We start from the raw sequence: 16,282 nt of genomic DNA, 5'->3' as shown, positions 1-16,282 counted from the left end.
ACACTGTTTTAGAGGTACAACTATATAGCGAATACACCCAGAGCAGTCGCTCCAAGGAGGTGCAGGTGCAGCGCTGGTTCATCAGTTATCACTCACCGGAACGCCCGCTTGCCGAACGCATCAAGGAGGGGATTGAAAGGCACGATGCGAGTGCCAGCATTTTTTTTGCCCCGGCAAGTATGCGGGCCGGAGGATTCTGGACCAACCAGCTTGCGCAGGAAATCGCTACTGCAACCGTTTTCGTTCTGGTCTTGGGAGAGTGCGGAATCGGGCCATGGCAAGTGCTGGAATACGGTGAAGCGCTCGATAGAAAGGTAACGCATGACGATTTGCCGATTATCGTTCTGTTGCAGGAGGGACAGACCGCGCCGGGACTGCCGTTCCTGCGAAGACTGCATTGGATTGTGAGTGCGGATCTATCGTCGCAAGCAACCATAGCACTGTTGTTTGGAGCAGCCGCAAACTCCGCCGAAACCCCGGAAGCCCTCTGGCGCTACACGTCTCCATATCGAGGCCTTTCCGCGATGGAGCAAAAGGACAGCGACTATTTCTTTGGCCGTGCCAAGGAAACAACTCAGGTCCTTCGATCCTTGCACAATCATCCGGACAAGGTGCCAATTCTGCTCGGTAACTCTGGAGTTGGAAAGTCGTCTGTAGCCCAGGCGGGGGTGCTCGCTGCGATGGTCAGGCAGCGGTGGCCGGAAGAGAGCGCTGAAGCATGGCCAGCCAGCTTCAACAACAGCCGGCGCTGGTGCGTCTTGTCGCTTCGGCCGGGCGCCACGCCGATCAAATCGCTGGTCGAAGCATTCCTGGCGACCTGGCAACTGGATGGCACAACGACCGATTGGCCCGATCGTCGGAAGCTATGGATCGAGAAGCTGCTTGAGGAGAAGCTCGATCTGCAAGACCTGATCGACCAGACCTGCCGTCGATATGTCGAATTGAACCAGGCCCCACCTGCGTCCTTCTTTCTCTACGTCGATCAAGGTGAAGAGTTGTATTCGCGTTCGGACCCCAAGCAACGTCAATGTTTCTCGAAATTGCTGGAAAGGGGAGTTGTCGACGGACGTATCCGTGCCCTCATGAGCATGAGATCGGATTTCCTGGGCGAACTGCAGAGCGACGCTTCTCTGTATAGGGCTCATATTCAGATCAACGTTCCTCCTCTTCGGGAAGATCAGCTTCTTCAGGTGGTCGGCGGGCCGGCCAAATTGCTCTCCGCCCGCTTCGAGAGCGATACCCTGCCTGATGATCTTGCAAAGCGCGCTGCCGATGATTCGATAAAGGATGCCGGCGCCTTGCCGCTCCTGTCATACCTGCTCGACGGAATGTGGAAGCAGATGGTTGAGCGCGGCGACGGGATCCTCCGGCTTCCGCACCAGTCGATCGATCTGGGACGTGTCTTGGTGGATCGAGCCAATCTGTTCATTTCGTCCAATCCGGGGTCGGAAGACGACCTCCGTCGAATCTTTACACTCCGGCTTGCAACGGTTCGCGAAGACGGCGAGCCGACGCGCAGGCGCGCGTCCCGCTCGGAATTCTTGGATGCCGAATGGCGCTTGGTTACTCAACTTGCAAACGATCCATATCGGCTGTTGAGTACCTTTACCCCGGAAATGACGACCACTGCGTCCGAGCCGCAGGACGGGGAGCGCGTTCTCGGCAGAAGTTTCTACGCCGAGGTCGCTCACGAAGCGATCTTTCGGAGATGGGACAAGCTTCGCTCGTGGATTTCATCGGAACGAGAGTTCTTGACATGGCGGACGGGACTTGAGCTGGCGCGTCGCGCGTGGGATTCCGCGCCTTCCGACTCCAAGGATGAGGCTTTGCTCCTTGGCCTGGCGCTGAAGCAGGCTCTCACCTGGTTGGCTAGCCGCTCGGAGGATATTCCCGTCAAGGATCGCGAGTTCATCACGCGCAGCCGAAACTCCCTGAGATCACGAAGGCTTCGTGCGCAAGCGGCACTCGTCGGGACGGTGGCGTTGATACTTTCGGCCGTTGGCTTGTGGGAATACGGCAGGAGCGAATACCTGACGACCATAAGGGAGGCTTACTTTCGATTTGCGAAGGCATCGGCAAAGACCGATCAGCAAGTCCTCTCGCTGGACCGAGGGCAGCCATTTGCGGACTGTGCCGGTTGTCCGGAGATGGTCGCGATACCGGTCGAGTCATTCTTGATGGGGGCGCCCGGAACGCAAGGCCTTGCTCGCGAGCATCCCCAGCACAAGGTATCCCTTACAAGGCCGTTCGCCGTCTCCAGAAACGAGATCAGCTTTGATGAATGGAATCTCTGTGTTGCGAATGGCGACTGCGAGCCGCGTCATGGCGCATGGGAGGACGGCAACCGGCCGGTCATCAACATCACCTGGAATGACGCGAAACGATACGTGAGCTGGCTTTCGCGGGTTACCAGGCAGCGATATCGACTGCTCTCGGAGGCCGAATGGGAATACAGCGCGCGCGCCGGGGGGCAAGGCCTCTTTTCCTTTGGCAACGACGATGACGCGCTTCTGAAGCTATATGCCTGGTACGATGCCAATTCGGATGGGCGCACCAATCCCGTGGGCAGCAAAAAGGCCAATGCCTTCGGCCTGCACGACATGCATGGAAATGTCGCCGAATGGGTCGAGGATTGTGCCTTCTATGAATACTCCACGAAAGAGCGGGACGGCTCGCCATGGGTGGCGGCGAATTGTGGCAAGCGGGTGATACGCGGAGGATCCTGGCGCTACGGACCGTTTGCGCTAAGGTCGGCGGCACGTGATTCCGCAGGGATCGATACATTCGATGACGATCGCGGGATGCGTGTCGCGCGTGATCTGGCCGATTGAAGCGTATTTCTTCTGCTTTCGATGCGTCCTGTCATTCGTCATCGTCGCAGGTGCGCACGCTGTAGTCTCCCGCTAACCGTCCTCGCGCATCGTCCGCGTGGCGTGTGAAAGTAAATCGCCTGACGATTTCCTGGTCCATCTTCTTTGCTTCCTCACCCTTGCCGGCGCATGCAAGTGTTTGGGCCATGATCGAGTAGGCGTTGTCGACGGCGTTTCCATTCGGTGAGACTTCGAGGATTCGCTTGAAGGTCGCTTGCGCCGCCGCCAAGTCCTTCTTGCCAAGACCCTCGGCATAAAGCTGCTCCGCTAACGCATCGTCCAACAGGTTGGAGTTCGGGAATTCGGCCTGCATGCTATTAACGGTCGCCGCGACGCTGTCCGGGGCAAAAGTGGCCGACAAGCGCACCTTCCGATAGTAAAGCCATTCGCGCAGCTTGTTGTATGAAGGAGCCTTCGGTGTGATGGAGAGAGCAATATCGGCCATATGGATTGCTTGCCGCAGGTCGCGATGCGTGAATTCCAACAAGCGATACTTCTTCAGATTCTTCCGCTTGGGATTCTCATCGTCGATGATCGTTGAGTACTTTATGACTATGGTTCGGGTCCGCTGTATTACCTCGGCCGGTTGTTTGCTCTGAATCGTCGTGGTGAAATTGATGAAGTCGATAAATTCTCTCGACGCCTGAAGCAAGTATGGCAATTCAACAAGATTCGGATCGTCTCGCTCCTCGGTGTCGAACTTCTGAAGGGCCGCGTCTATCCGTTCCGGGCTTGTCGTTGACGGTAAGCTTTCAGGCGTGATGCCCATCAGCTTCAGGTATCGGTTGGCCAGCGTAATGGCGAGCGGGTAATTGAACTCTCGATATGCCGATCTGGCGGCGACGTAAGCGAGGATCGGCTGCTTCGGGAAGTTGGCATCCTTGTCGACGATTGATCGCATTTCGGTCGTTGGAAGACCCGAGACGGCGCGAAGGACCGCCCTCCTTGCGCCCGGATCCTTATAGTCTCCGTTTCCGACAATCATCGCCTTGGATAGATAGGGCAGTGCTTGATCGAGCTTCCCTTCGTTGATTTTCAGCCAACCCAGCATGAAGGCGGAATCATCGGCGTGAGGTGTTTTTGGATCGGCGAGAACGGCTTCAAAATGGGGGTAGATCCGGCTGACGCGCGCGGAGTAGTCAGGTAATACGTCGACTATGTACTTGCCGTTCATGAGATCGGTATCTCGTATCAGATCGCTTACCCGCTCGACCACCGTATCCGGCTCCTCAATATCGGTCTGCTTTTTCTTCAGGGTCGCATAAACATCGTGCAGTACATTGCCCAATTCTCTCAAGCCGATTGCATAGTGCAAAACCGCTCTTATCGGAGAGTCGTCGGAGCTCTTCTTGAGTGCTTCGTCGAGATCGCCGACCACATAGTGAAGACACTCGACGAAGCGATCTGAAGGATTTTTCGCAAGAAAGGCTTCGATCGATTTCCGGACTTCCGGGAAGTCGGTTTTCGGTCCGTAGATGTCCAACGCATAGTGCATATGATCGGCAAGGTGCCCGATGGCACCGGACGGAAGCATCGGCCAAACGTGCGTGCGATACTTTTTTGACGGATATCGATCGAAAACGGTGTCGACGCTCGCAATGGCTGTTTCGACCGAAGTATCCCGCGCAAATCGTCGGAATGCCAACGCGACCTCAGGCCAAAGAGAATAGTCGTTGCCTGATAGGCGCCGGTCCTTGTCGAGCGCCGAAGATACGGCTGTTTCCAGCAGCCTTTGGCTGATTTCCGTGCCGTTGATCGCGATATATTGCCGGTGTCCTTGTCCCTTCTTGTCGAAGCTCGCCGTATAAACATAGCCTTTGCCGCCGCCCGCACGATAGACAGATAGGCCCTTGTTTGCAGACGCCTGAGCGTCGCCGAGAGGGTCGACGAGTACGCCGGAGTGTATGTCTCGTCCTTCTCCCAGCGCGCCGTATTCAAGAGAGGCAAGCGTGAGTTGCTCGAACTTCAGATCTCCCCATTTTACGATTACGGATTGACCATCGTTAGTCCACTCCGTTGACTCCGGTGCGCCGCCGCGTTCGCGCGAGAGCTCTTCAATCTCTCGTGCGATCTCCTTCTTGGTCAGTTGGACAGGAGCTACCTTGATTGCGACGAGCAGAAGATTCCGATCTTCGCCGAACAGCAATATGCTGTCAGCAGTGTAACTGTAGCCTCTGTTTCTGGTCTGAGTGCGATTGCAGGATGTAAGACGCGCAAAGTCCGGACTCGAATTGCAGGTGAATGATTTCAGCCTGGAATCTGTGGCCGAAACGGGCGTCCCAAGCGTCCATCCATCGACCAGGAAATCCGGTGCCGCTTCGCCGCCTTGAACGCAGACCGTCAGCAGTATTGCTATGACGCAAGCTCTGAAGACGCGAAGCATTGAAATCTCCCAATCGAAAATAATTGCAAAGAAGGGCGATTAATAATAGTGATACTACTCTTGCGAGTGCCCATTTCAATGGTCTCGCGACCTGAATATTCCGGATGGGCAGTCTCGCAGCGCAGATGCGAATCCGTTGTCGCGCCAGACGCGCCAGCGGCGAGGTCTTTTGCTGTCAATTGCTTCGCGTTTCTCCCAGCGCGAGGGCGCTCGCAAAATCGACGTCAGCAACTCAGCCAGCTGTCATCGGCATCGCCTGGCGAACGCGTCGGATCTCGGACGCGGCCAGCTCGGCTGAGCTCTGTAACACCCGAAGGGGCTATTCCGCCGGCTTGGCGGCGGCCGGCGCTTTCGCCGGCGCCTTGTCGACCTTCTTCGACCACGAGCGGTAGTAGGCCAGCGCGGTCATCAGCACGATGCCGACAATGCTGACCAGGATCTGCATCCAGATGCTGCCGGAGACCTCGACCAGCAAGACATGCGCGATGACGGCGAGGAAGACGCCGGAGCAGAACACCTCGAGCGATTGCTGGCCACATTTGAGCATCGGCTGGAACATCGGCCATTCGTATCCGGGCCATTCGCGCGGCAGGAAGCGCGTGACGAAGAAGGCGAGCACGATGAAGTGCAGCACGCGATACGGCGCGAGGTTGGTCTTGTCGTTCGGGTTGAACGCGTCATAGAGCCAGGCCGGCATCGCCTGGCCGAGCTCCGGGAAGCGGCCCGCCAGCGTCATCACCAGCGCGAACAACAGATAGGCGCCGCCGAGCCAAAGGAAGGCGCGCGAGCGGATGAACGAGATCGACTCGCTGGCGCCGCCGAGCGCAAACCATCCGCCGAACACGAACAGGAACTGCCAGCAGAACGGGTTGAAATACCATGTACCGGACGGATAGGCCGGCAGGTTCCAGCCGAACTGCCGTGCGGCGAGATAGAGCAGGAACGAGGCCAGCAGCGTCAGATTGAGCTTGCGCAGCATCGCCCACAGCACCAGCGGATAGCAAACCATCAGCGCGATGTAGAGCGGCAGCACGTCCATGTTGACCGGCTTGAACGCCAGCAGCAGGCCCTGATAGAGCGTCTCTGCCGGGTTGTGCATGAAGCCCGCGACGTTGAATTCGTTCTCCAGATTGGGGTCGTGGTAGCGCTGGGAGAGATAGCCGATCTCGGCGATATAGATCACGAACAAGAGGACGTGCGCGACATAGATCTGCCAGGCCCGCTTGATCAGGCGGGTGGCGCCGATCACGGTGCCGCGCTCGAGCATCATCCGCGCGTAGACGAATGATGCGGTGTAGCCGGAGATGAACACGAACAGGTCGGCGGCGTCGCTGAAGCCGAAATTCTTCTGGGTGACCCAGTTCACCGCGTTGTTCGGGATATGATCGAGATAGATCGCCCAGTTGGCGAAGCCACGCAAGAGATCCAGGCGATAGTCGCGGCCACGCGGCGGCAGGACAGCCTTGACGTCCATCGGTTCGTTCCCTTCCCCAACCCCGCGCATTCCGCACAGCGCGCGCACACAGCGTCATAGTAGAGCAGGATCAGCATAGTTGTGTAACGGTTTTAGAAAGATCATGCTCGGATGAGAACCGCCATGCCGGTTCGTTCTGTGCGTAGCGCGTAGGATGGGTGGAGCGCAGCGATACGCATCATTTCGCCACCAGTTCGATGGCTATCGCTTCGCTCCACCCATCCTTGTATTAGCGCGCTGGGTTAGACTGGCCTCGTTCCGTGAGGAATGGCCCAGCTCGGGTAGCCGCCCGGGCTGGGCCGCTGATCGATCGGATCGTTACCCATCGAAGCCTTGAGGGCTGTCGTTCGTAGCAAGATCGCGATCGGCACTTCATCGGGACCCGCATGGTTGAACGAACTTTAGGTTCGCATCACAAGGGAGGGTCGAGGAAGATGGCCAAGCGTACCACAATCTGTGCCGGGATCGATACCGGCAAGCGCAAGCTCGACGTGGCGCTCGACGGCAACTCGGAGCAGCTGCAGGTGGAGAACACGGCAGAAGGTCACAAGGCGCTGCTGGAGTGGCTTGGGCGGCGCAAGGTCAAGCGGGTTGGGATCGAGGCGAGCGGTGGCTATGAGCAAGCCGTCGTCGCCGAGTTACGGCGCATGCGGTTTGTCGTCGTGGTGTTCCAGCCGGCGCAAGTGCGTGCCTATGCCAAATACCGCGGGCAACGTGCCAAGAACGATCGGATCGACGCGGCTCTGATCGCCGCCTGCGCCGCTGCGGTCAACAAGATCCACCCGGCCCCTGACGCAAGATTATCGCCCTTGGCCGGGCAGCTGACACTGATCGATCAGATCGGAGAGGATATCACGCGGTTCAAGAACCGGCTCGAGAGCTGTCGCGATGCGCGTATCCAAAAGCTCTGGAAGGAAGATATCGTCCGCCTGGCCAAGCGCGAACGCGTCGAGTTCAAGGCTTTGGTGGCAGCGATCCGCGAACATCACGATCTCGCTGCCCGGCTCGATCTGATCTACAGCGTCGGCGGGGCCGGGCTGCCGACTGCGGTCGCCATTCTGGTGCGCATGCCGGAGATCGGCCAAATCAGCCGCGAGCAGGCCGCAGCTCTTGCGGGCCTTGCGCCTTATGATGACGACAGCGGAGAGCATATTGGCGCTCGTCACATCATCGGTGGACGCAAGCGCCTGCGAGAGGCGCTCTATGCTGCAGCGCTGGCGGCGTCGTTCCGCTGGAATCCGCAGCTCATCGCCCTTTACAAGCGACTGATCGCCGCCGGTAAGGGTCACAAGCGCGCGCTAATCGCCTGCGCCAGGAAGCTGCTCGTCTTCATCAACGCCGTAGTGGCCCGAGGCACCCCTTGGCAAGCTGACATGTCAGCTGTTCCAGCAGCCTGAAGCGTTTCTTTGTTCGACCGGGGCGCCGTTTCTTCGTCCCGACCTGCCGTCACCAGGACGTCGCGCACAGCGGCCGTCAAGGATGGCCGTCGCTCAAATGCCACCACATCCTCACCCTCAACAGGCCACGCCTTGATGGCCGCGAGCACGGCGTCAGCATCAACGGCGATCGGACAATTCAATCGCACACAACCGAAAGAGCTAATGGTTGCTACGAGAGCCGGGACAGGGCAGCCGCTAACGCCGAACGAACCCGTTGTGCAGCGTGGTGAACAGTGCCTTGCCCTTCTTCACCAGATCGTATTTGCGGCCGTAGAGCAGCCAGACCGCGGTGAGGTGGCACATCCCGCCCATCATCAGCGACATCGCCGTGTAGGGGTCGAGATTCCTGCGATAGGTGCCGGCGCGGCTCGCCTGCTTCAGCAGCTGCACATAGAGCAGTGCGTATTTGTCGACGGCCTTCTTCACCCGCGGCTCGGCGGCAAGCACGCTCGGCCATATCTCCAGGAAGAACACGCGGCCCCAGCCCGGGTTGTCCTTGATGTACTGGAAGTTGGTCAGGAAGATGATGCGGAGCTGTTCGACGGGGTCGCCACCCTTGACCAGCAGCGGTTCGGTCTTCTGATACAGCGCCTCGAAATTGCCCGCGGGCACATCGAGCACCAGCGCGCGCTTGTCCTCGAAATAATCATAGAGGCTGGAGAGCGGCACCTTGGCCGCCGCAGCGATGTCGGTGAGCGAGGTGCCGTCGATGCCTCTCTCGCCAAACAGCCTGGTGGCTGCCGAGAGAATCTGCTCGCGCCGGTCGCGGCTGCGTTGTTGCTTGAGCTTGAGTGTCGTCCCCGAAGCCACTTCCTTCTCCAAGAGCGCTTTCGAGCGAAGCCTGTCCCGGACTTGATCCGGGATGGATACCGGTTCGCGCAAAGAAAACGCGTCAGAACAAGAATCTCCCATCCCCGCAAAACACTAAGACAGCGGAAGTGGATCACCAAGGACAATTGCAACATAAAGTGGGAAGAGGCCGTTGTCAGATGGTTGTGTTGCGCCGTTCATGGCTGCGGAACGCATTGCGGGCGATGATCTGGCGCATGATCTCGGATGTGCCATCCAGAATCCGCACCACCCGTGTTTCCCGCCAGATACGTTCGAGCGGCAGGTCCTTGGAATAACCGGCACCGCCGAACAGCTGCATGGTTGTGTCGGCGACGCGCTGCACCATGTCGGCGCCGGTATATTTGGAGAGCGCCGCCGCGGCGCTGCGCGCGGCCGCGTCGCCCTGGTCGTAACGCCAGGCCGCCTCATAGGCGACGAGGCGCGCGGCGTGCAGCGAACTCGCCATGTCGGCGATCTGCCACTCGATGCCCTGATGGTCGCGCAGTTTGCGTCCGAATGTTTCCCGCTCGGAAACATGATCGAGCGCATAGTCCAGCAGCTGGCTCGCCGCGCCGACGCAATAGGCGCCCCAATGCGTGCGTCCGGCATCCAGGCACCGCATCGCGATGGCAAAGCCTTCGCCCTCCTGGCCAAGCAGATTCTCGCGCGGCACGCGGCAGCCCTCGAAGATCACCTCGGCATGATCAGAGCCGCGCCCGGCGGCCATCTCGACCAGGCGGCCGATGCTCAGGCCCGGCGTCCTCGCATCGACGACAAAGGCAGCGATGCCCTTCGCGCCGGCGGACGGGTCGAGCGTGGCGAACACGGTGAAGACGCCGGCGACCGGCGCATTGGTGATGTAGGTCTTGCTTCCGTCGAGCACGTAATGATCGCCGTCCCGCCGCGCCCGGGTCTGGATGCGGGCGGCGTCGGATCCGGCGTTCGGCTCGGTCAGCGCGAAGGCGCCGATCACGCGTCCGCTGGCAAGCTCGGGCAACCATCGGTCGCGAACGGCGGGCTGTGCGTAGAACTCGATCGCCTTCGAGCCGATATGAACGTTCACCCCGCTCAGATAGTAGAAGGCGGTGTGGGCCTTCGCGAGCTCCTCGGTCGCGATGCAGCTGCCCAGCATCGAGAGGCCGAGGCCGCCGAATTGTTTTGGCGTGTTGGTTCCGAACAATCCCATCCTGCGCAGGCCGGCCATGGCGCTCTCGGGCACCTCGCCGGTCGCCTCGATCGCGGCATCGTGGGGCTTAAGCTCGCTGCGCACGAATTCGCGCAGGCGGCTCTGCAGAACGCGGAGATCGTCGGGAAGCTCGAAATGCATGGCCTCACCAAAATTCGAATAATCTTCGAAAAATGTGCGCCGTCATCCAGGAGATGTCAAGATTTTGCGGGAGTGGCGGAGAAACACGGCGAGAGCCGGGATTTCGTCCACGACATTTTCCGCCGCAACTTCGTCGATTTGTTGCGGGATAAACCACGAGTTGTGGGCAGGAAAGTTGTCACTGGGGAAAGAAAATGATGCTGCACTCGGTTCAATCAAGCTATTCCGCGCGATGGATCGCCGGCCTTGCCGCCGCCCTTGTCATCGGGCTTACGGCGCCGGCGGTCGCTCAAAGGGCCACCGACACCACGCTTGCCCGCGTGCTCGTGCTCGGCACCGGCGGCACCATCGCGGGCCAGGCCAGCGCACGCGCCGGCAATGCCTACGACTCGGGCAAGGTCAGCTCGGCGAATCTGGTCGCGGCCATTCCGGGCATCGAGAATCTTGCCCAGATCTCGGCCGAGCAGATTTCGTCGATCGGCTCGCAGGACATGAACGACAAGGTCTGGTTCGATCTGGTCAAGCGGATCCGCGCCGCGATCGACAACAAGGAGGTCGATGGCGTCGTCATCACGCATGGTACCGACACGATGGAGGAGACGGCGTTCTTCCTGCAGAACGTGCTGGACACCGACATCCCGGTTGTACTGGTCGGGTCGATGCGGCCCTCGACCGCGATCGGTGCCGACGGTCCGGCCAATCTCTATGAGGCGATGCGGGTCGCCTCGGCGCCGGAATCCCGCGGCCGCGGCGTGCTTGTGGTGCTGAACGACACCATCCATGCGGCGCGCTGGGTGCAGAAGACCAATACCACCAGCGTCGAGACATTCCGTTCGCCCGACGCGGGTCCGGTCGGTTATGTCGACACCGGTTCGCTGCGCTTCCTGCAGCCGGCCGTTCCAGCGAAAGGTGCCAGGCTGAAGTTGCCGGATGCGCCGCCGCTGCCGCGGGTCGACATCATCTATTCGCACGCCAACATGGATGCCGCTGAGATCGAGGATGCGGTCAAGCGCGGCGCCAAGGGCATCGTGCTCGCCGGCGTCGGCGACGGCAATTCATCGAAAGGCGCGATCGATGCGCTGGCCGCCGCGGCGAAGCAGGGCGTCGTGGTCGTGCGCTCGAGCCGCGTCGGCTCCGGCTTCGTGAACCGCAACGTCGAGGTCGAGGACGACAAGCTCGGCTTTGTGGTCGCGCTCGATCTCAATCCGCAGAAGGCCCGCGTACTGCTTCAGCTCCTGATCGCCAACGGCGTCACTGAGTCCTCGGCGGTTCAACAGGCGTTCGCGCGGTAGACCGTCAGCTTTGACGCGCCGCCTGCGGGTCTCGCCTCCGGCGCTGCCTTTGCGGCGCGGCGCGCCGCGAGCAGCCGCGCGCGGGCCTCTGCGAGGCGCGACATCACGGTGGTCACCGGAACGCCGGTGACCTCGGCTATCTCCTTGTAGGAGAGATCGATAACTTCGCGCAGCGCGATGACCTCGCCGAGCGGCGCGGGCAGCTCGTCGATGAGCTGCCGGATCGTCGGGGTGCCACGCGGGGCAGGAGTTCCATTCGTGCCGGCAGCATCCGCCGGCGTGCCGCGGCGGCCGGGCTTCTCGCCGAGCTTCTCCTGACAGACAGCTTTGAGGATCGCGAGCAGCCACGGCCGCACGGCCGGTCCACGCAAGCCGTCGAACTGGCGCAGTGCGCGCTGATAGCATTCCTGCACGACCTGTTCGGCCTCCGCCTGACTGCGCATCAGGACCTGGGCGAACGCATAGGCATCGTCGAGGCACGGCAGTGCCGCGTCACGAAACTGCTGCGCGGTTTTATTCCCGGCTTCCGCACTTCGCATCATAGGGTTGCATCTCGTGAATAGCTTTACCAGCAATCGGCGGAGTTGTATCAGGCTCCCCGCCGGAGTCGTGGACCGTCGCGCCAAGCGTAGGGACAGGAACGACAAGCGCACCCGACCTGCGCATATCTGGCAGAACGCGATCGTTCATCGCCTGGTTTCGAACGATCGCGCTTTCGGAGCACGGATCATGTCCGAGACGCAGGTGCCCAACCGGTTCTCGATTTTCCATCACGGGCTGGCCAGGGGGCCGGCCTATGAGGCGTGGCGCGAAGGCATTTGCCGCGGCTTCTGCCGGCTCGATGTCGCACCGACCGACGACAATCGCATCGATTGCCACAACGAGTTCACGCTGCTGCACACGGTCGCGATCGCGACGCCGCGCGGCGGCTCGGCCCGCTTTGCCCGAACCCGCGCCCTGCTGGACGACGGCTGTGACGACCTCGTCCTGATCTTTGCGACGCGCGGCAAGGTGCAGGTCACACAGGGCAGCAAGGCGATCGAGCTGGCGCGCGGCCAGATGTGCCTGACCCAAATGAATATCGTCGGCACCGCCGATCTCACCCAGTCCGGCAGCTTTATGACGACGCGGTTTCCGCGGCGCCTGCTGCTTCAGGTGGCGCCATCCGTCGAGACGCAATTGGCGCGCGCGCTCGGGCGCGACCCGGCCTTGAGCGCGATGATCGAACGCTATTCTGCGCTCTGCACCGACCTTGCCGGCGATCTCGACGTGCCGGGCCAGCAGGCGGCGGCGCATCATTTGGCCGATCTGGTCGGTCTCGTGCTCGGCAGCAGTGCCGAGGCGAAGGAACTGGCTGCAGGCGACGGCGTGGCGAAGACGCGGCTCGATCTGATGAAGGCCGACGTGCTGAAGAATCTCGACAACGGCAACCTCACGATCCAGGTGGTCGCGCGGGCGAATGCGCTGAGCACGCGGCAGGCGCAGCGCCTGTTTGCCTCCGCCGGGACCACGTTCTCGGAATTCGTGCTCGATCAGCGTCTGCTATTGGCGCGCCGGCTGCTGCTGCAGGAGCAGGGCGCCGGCCGCAAGGTCAGCGACATCGCCTATACGGCCGGCTTCAACGACCTGTCTTATTTCCATCGCGCGTTCCGCCGGAAGTTCGGCACAGCTCCGGCGGAGATGCAGATGGAACTGGGGCGCAGGCATTGAACGCGGCGCGCTGCTGACGTAGAGCGGGACCGGCTTCATTCCAACGCGTGGCTTCTCCCAATGCCTATCTGGACCTGCGAACAATGCGGCGCGCAATTTCCTGAAACCGCGGCGCCGCCGCCGTCCTGCCCGATCTGTGAGGACGAGCGGCAATATGTGAACTGGAAGGGGCAGACGTGGCTGACGCGCGCGGAGTTCGCCGCGCGGCATCGGCTGGTCTGGCGCGACGATCTCGATCTGGTCGGGATCGCGCTCGAGCCGGCATTTGCGATCGGGCAGCGCGCGCTCCTGGTGCCTGACCGCGGCGGCTGCGTGATGTGGGATTGCGTGCCGCTGGCGACGGACGAGGCGATCGCACATGTCAGGTCGCTCGGCGGGCTGAAGGCGATCGCGATCTCGCATCCGCATTACTATGGCGCGGTCGCCGACTGGAGCGCGGCGTTCGACAATGCGCCGGTCTATCTGCATGGCGACGATGCGCAATGGGTGACGCGGCCTCATCCGTCGATCGTGCCGTGGCAGGGCGACAGCCATCGCATCTCCGACGATATCCTTTTGGTGCGGGCGGGCGGCCATTTTGCCGGCGCCACCATGCTGCATTGGCGCAAGGGTGCCGACGGGCGCGGTGCGCTGCTGACCGGCGACATCGCGATGGTCGCGATGGACCGCCGCTCGGTCAGCTTCATGTATTCCTACCCGAACTACATCCCGCTCAATGCATCCGCGGTCCGCCGCGTCGCGCACGCGGTCGCGCCGCTGGCCTTTGAGCGGATCTATGGCGCCTGGTGGGGCAAGAACATCGCCTCCGACGCCAAAGCGGCGTTCGACCGTTCGGTCGAGCGCTATCTCGCGGCGATCTCGGACTGACGGTTCCCGCCGCTTGGCTTGCCAGGCGGTGCGATCGCGCTATATCAGGGCTTTCCCGCCACCTGCGATTGTCCGAGTTTCCGCATGACATCAACTGCCGCCGCCGAATCCCAGCCGTTCCAGGCCGAGGTTGCCGAATTGCTGCACCTGATGGTGCATTCGGTCTATTCCGAGACCGACATCTTCCTGCGCGAACTGATCTCGAACGCATCTGACGCCTGCGACAAGCTGCGCTACGAGGCGATCGCCAATCCCGGCCTGATCACCGACGGCACGCCGCCGGAGATCAAAATTATCCCGAACAAGGCGGCCGATACGCTCGCCGTGGTCGATACCGGCATCGGCATGGAGCGTCAGGAACTGATCGACAATTTCGGCACCATCGCGCGCTCCGGCACCAAATCGTTCCTGTCGAAGCTGACCGAGGCCAAGGACGGCGCCAATCTGATCGGCCAGTTCGGCGTCGGCTTCTACGCCGCCTTCATGGTCGCCGACAAGATCGTCGTCACCAGCCGCCGCGCCGGCTCGGATGAAGTGTGGGTGTGGTCGTCGGAAGGCGGCAGCGGCTTCGAGATCGCGCCGGCCAGCGAGGAGGCGGCAAAGCGCGTCGTGCGCGGCACCGAGATCGTGCTGCATCTGAAAAAGGACGCCGCCAAATATCTCGAGGCTTACGAGATCGAGCGCATCGTCCGCGAATATTCCGACAACATCCAGTTTCCGATTCTTTTGGTGCCGGAGGAGGGCGAGCCGCGCCAGATCAACTCGGCGAGCGCGCTGTGGCAGCGCTCGAAGTCGGAGCTTTCGCCGGAAGACTATGCGCAGGCCTACAAGCAGATCGCAGGCGCCTTCGACGAGCCGGCGATGACGCTGCACTACCGTGCCGAAGGCCGGCAGTCCTACGCCGTGCTGCTGTTTGCGCCATCGACAAAGCCGTTCGACCTGTTCCAGGTCGAGCGCAAGGGCAAGGTCAAGCTCTATGTCCGCCGCGTCTTCATCGCCGACGATGCCGAGCTGTTGCCGGCTTATCTCCGCTTCATCCGCGGCGTGATCGACAGCGAGGACCTGCCGCTCAACATCTCGCGCGAGATGCTGCAGAACAATCCGCAGCTCGCGCAAATCCGCAAAGCCGTCACCAGCCGCGTGATCGGCGAGTTGGAAACGATAGGCGAGAAGGAGCCGGAGACGTTTGCCAAGATCTGGGATGCGTTCGGCCCGGTCATCAAGGAAGGCCTGTACGAGGATTTCGAGCGCCGCGAAAAACTGCTGGCGCTGGCGCGCTTCACTACGACGTCGGGCGAGAACCGCTCGCTGAAGCAGTATGTCGACGATCTCAAGCCGAACCAGACCGAGATCTATTATCTGGTCGGCGACAGCGTCGAGCGCCTGAAGTCGAACCCGAAGCTGGAATCGGCGCGCGCCCGCGGCATCGAGGTGCTGCTTTTGACCGATCCGGTTGACGCGTTCTGGACCTCGGCGCCGCTCGATTTCGGCGGCAAGCCGCTGAAGTCGCTGAGCCAGGGCGACGTCGATTTCGGCCTGATTCCGCTGGCCGATGACACGGACGACAACAAGGACGAGCCCGCAGCCGATGCCGCGACCACGATCGCTGTCATCAAGGATGCGCTCGGCGAGCGCGTCTCCGATGTGCGCGCCTCGCAGCGGCTGACCGCGAGCGCATCGTGTCTGGTCGCCGGCGGTGACGCGCGCGACCGCGCGCTGGAGCGGCTGCTCGCCCAGCAAAACCGTGGCGCGATCACCAAACCAATCCTCGAGATCAATCTGCGCCACCCATTGGTCGCAGCGCTCGCGACCGACACCGCGCAGGCCAAGGACCTGTCGCTGTTGCTGTTCGAGCAGGCGCAGATCCTCGACGGCGAGATACCCGACGACCCCGCCGCCTTCGCCAGCCGCATGAACCAGCTCGTGCTGCGCGGTGTGGCGAAGTAGGGAAGGTTCGTAGCTCTCTATCCCCGTCATCCTGAGGAGCGCGCACTTGCGCGCGTCTCGAAGGATGCACGGCCTCGATGCATCAACGCGGAAAGAGCCGGGCCGTCGTGCTTCGAGACGCCGCTTCGCGGCTCCTCAGCAT

11 protein-coding genes are annotated in these 16,282 nt (G+C 61.4%); 6 read left to right on the top strand and 5 right to left on the bottom strand.

Annotated elements, in window-relative coordinates; genetic code table 11:
* Nucleotides 1–65: 65 nt before the first annotated feature.
* Nucleotides 66–2,831, top strand: coding sequence for an SUMF1/EgtB/PvdO family nonheme iron enzyme (locus tag WDM24_RS36755; protein ID WP_338829193.1), 2,766 nt, complete (start codon nt 66–68; stop codon nt 2,829–2,831).
* A gap of 31 nt (nt 2,832–2,862) precedes the next feature.
* Here the strand turns inward: WDM24_RS36755 and WDM24_RS36750 are convergent, their stop codons facing one another.
* Nucleotides 2,863–5,253, bottom strand: coding sequence for a hypothetical protein (locus WDM24_RS36750; RefSeq protein ID WP_338829192.1), 2,391 nt, complete (start codon nt 5,251–5,253; stop codon nt 2,863–2,865).
* Nucleotides 5,254–5,572: 319 nt separating this feature from the next.
* Complete coding sequence (locus WDM24_RS36745) at nt 5,573–6,727, bottom strand: OpgC domain-containing protein (RefSeq protein ID WP_338829191.1); 1,155 nt, start codon at nt 6,725–6,727, stop codon at nt 5,573–5,575.
* Between the two features lie 434 nt (nt 6,728–7,161).
* Between WDM24_RS36745 and WDM24_RS36740 the strand changes: the two genes are divergently transcribed.
* The gene (locus tag WDM24_RS36740) at nt 7,162–8,124 is read left to right on the top strand and encodes an IS110 family transposase (protein ID WP_338829190.1); all 963 of its coding nucleotides are present in this window, start codon (nt 7,162–7,164) and stop codon (nt 8,122–8,124) included.
* A gap of 237 nt (nt 8,125–8,361) precedes the next feature.
* On the opposite strand, the gene WDM24_RS36735 is transcribed toward WDM24_RS36740, so the two are convergent.
* Both WDM24_RS36735 and WDM24_RS36730 read right to left on the bottom strand, forming a co-directional pair.
* Nucleotides 8,362–8,976 carry a TetR/AcrR family transcriptional regulator gene (locus WDM24_RS36735; RefSeq protein ID WP_338829189.1) on the bottom strand — a complete coding sequence of 205 codons (615 nt, stop codon included), beginning with the start codon at nt 8,974–8,976 and terminating at the stop codon, nt 8,362–8,364.
* A gap of 175 nt (nt 8,977–9,151) precedes the next feature.
* Nucleotides 9,152–10,324, bottom strand: a complete 1,173-nt coding sequence (locus tag WDM24_RS36730) for an acyl-CoA dehydrogenase family protein (protein WP_338829188.1) — start codon at nt 10,322–10,324, stop codon at nt 9,152–9,154.
* A 197-nt stretch (nt 10,325–10,521) separates the two neighbouring features.
* Between WDM24_RS36730 and WDM24_RS36725 the strand changes: the two genes are divergently transcribed.
* Nucleotides 10,522–11,616 (top strand): asparaginase, encoded by a 1,095-nt coding sequence (locus tag WDM24_RS36725; RefSeq protein ID WP_338829187.1) that lies wholly within the window; start codon nt 10,522–10,524, stop codon nt 11,614–11,616.
* Here the strand turns inward: WDM24_RS36725 and WDM24_RS36720 are convergent.
* Nucleotides 11,595–12,158, bottom strand: a complete 564-nt coding sequence (locus WDM24_RS36720) for a sigma factor-like helix-turn-helix DNA-binding protein (RefSeq protein WP_338829186.1) — start codon at nt 12,156–12,158, stop codon at nt 11,595–11,597. The two genes, WDM24_RS36725 and WDM24_RS36720, sit on opposite strands and share 22 nt — an antisense overlap.
* A 187-nt stretch (nt 12,159–12,345) precedes the next feature.
* Here WDM24_RS36720 and WDM24_RS36715 point away from each other — a divergent pair, with 187 nt between their 5' ends.
* The 3 genes from WDM24_RS36715 (at nt 12,346) to htpG (ending at nt 16,140) form a co-directional block, all read left to right on the top strand.
* On the top strand, nt 12,346–13,326 hold the full coding sequence (locus WDM24_RS36715; protein ID WP_338829185.1) for an AraC family transcriptional regulator: 981 nt from the start codon (nt 12,346–12,348) through the stop codon (nt 13,324–13,326).
* Between the two features lie 60 nt (nt 13,327–13,386).
* On the top strand, nt 13,387–14,193 hold the full coding sequence (locus WDM24_RS36710) for an MBL fold metallo-hydrolase (RefSeq protein WP_338692280.1): 807 nt from the start codon (nt 13,387–13,389) through the stop codon (nt 14,191–14,193).
* Nucleotides 14,194–14,277: 84 nt separating this feature from the next.
* Nucleotides 14,278–16,140, top strand: coding sequence for a molecular chaperone HtpG (gene htpG, locus WDM24_RS36705; protein ID WP_338829184.1), 1,863 nt, complete (start codon nt 14,278–14,280; stop codon nt 16,138–16,140).
* Nucleotides 16,141–16,282 lie beyond the last annotated feature (142 nt).

This window comes from Bradyrhizobium sp. 27S5, from assembly GCF_037217225.1.
Lineage (GTDB): Bacteria > Pseudomonadota > Alphaproteobacteria > Rhizobiales > Xanthobacteraceae > Bradyrhizobium > Bradyrhizobium septentrionale.
The sequence above is the reverse complement of the archived record's forward strand: the minus strand, read 5'-3'. Positions and strand labels throughout refer to the sequence as shown.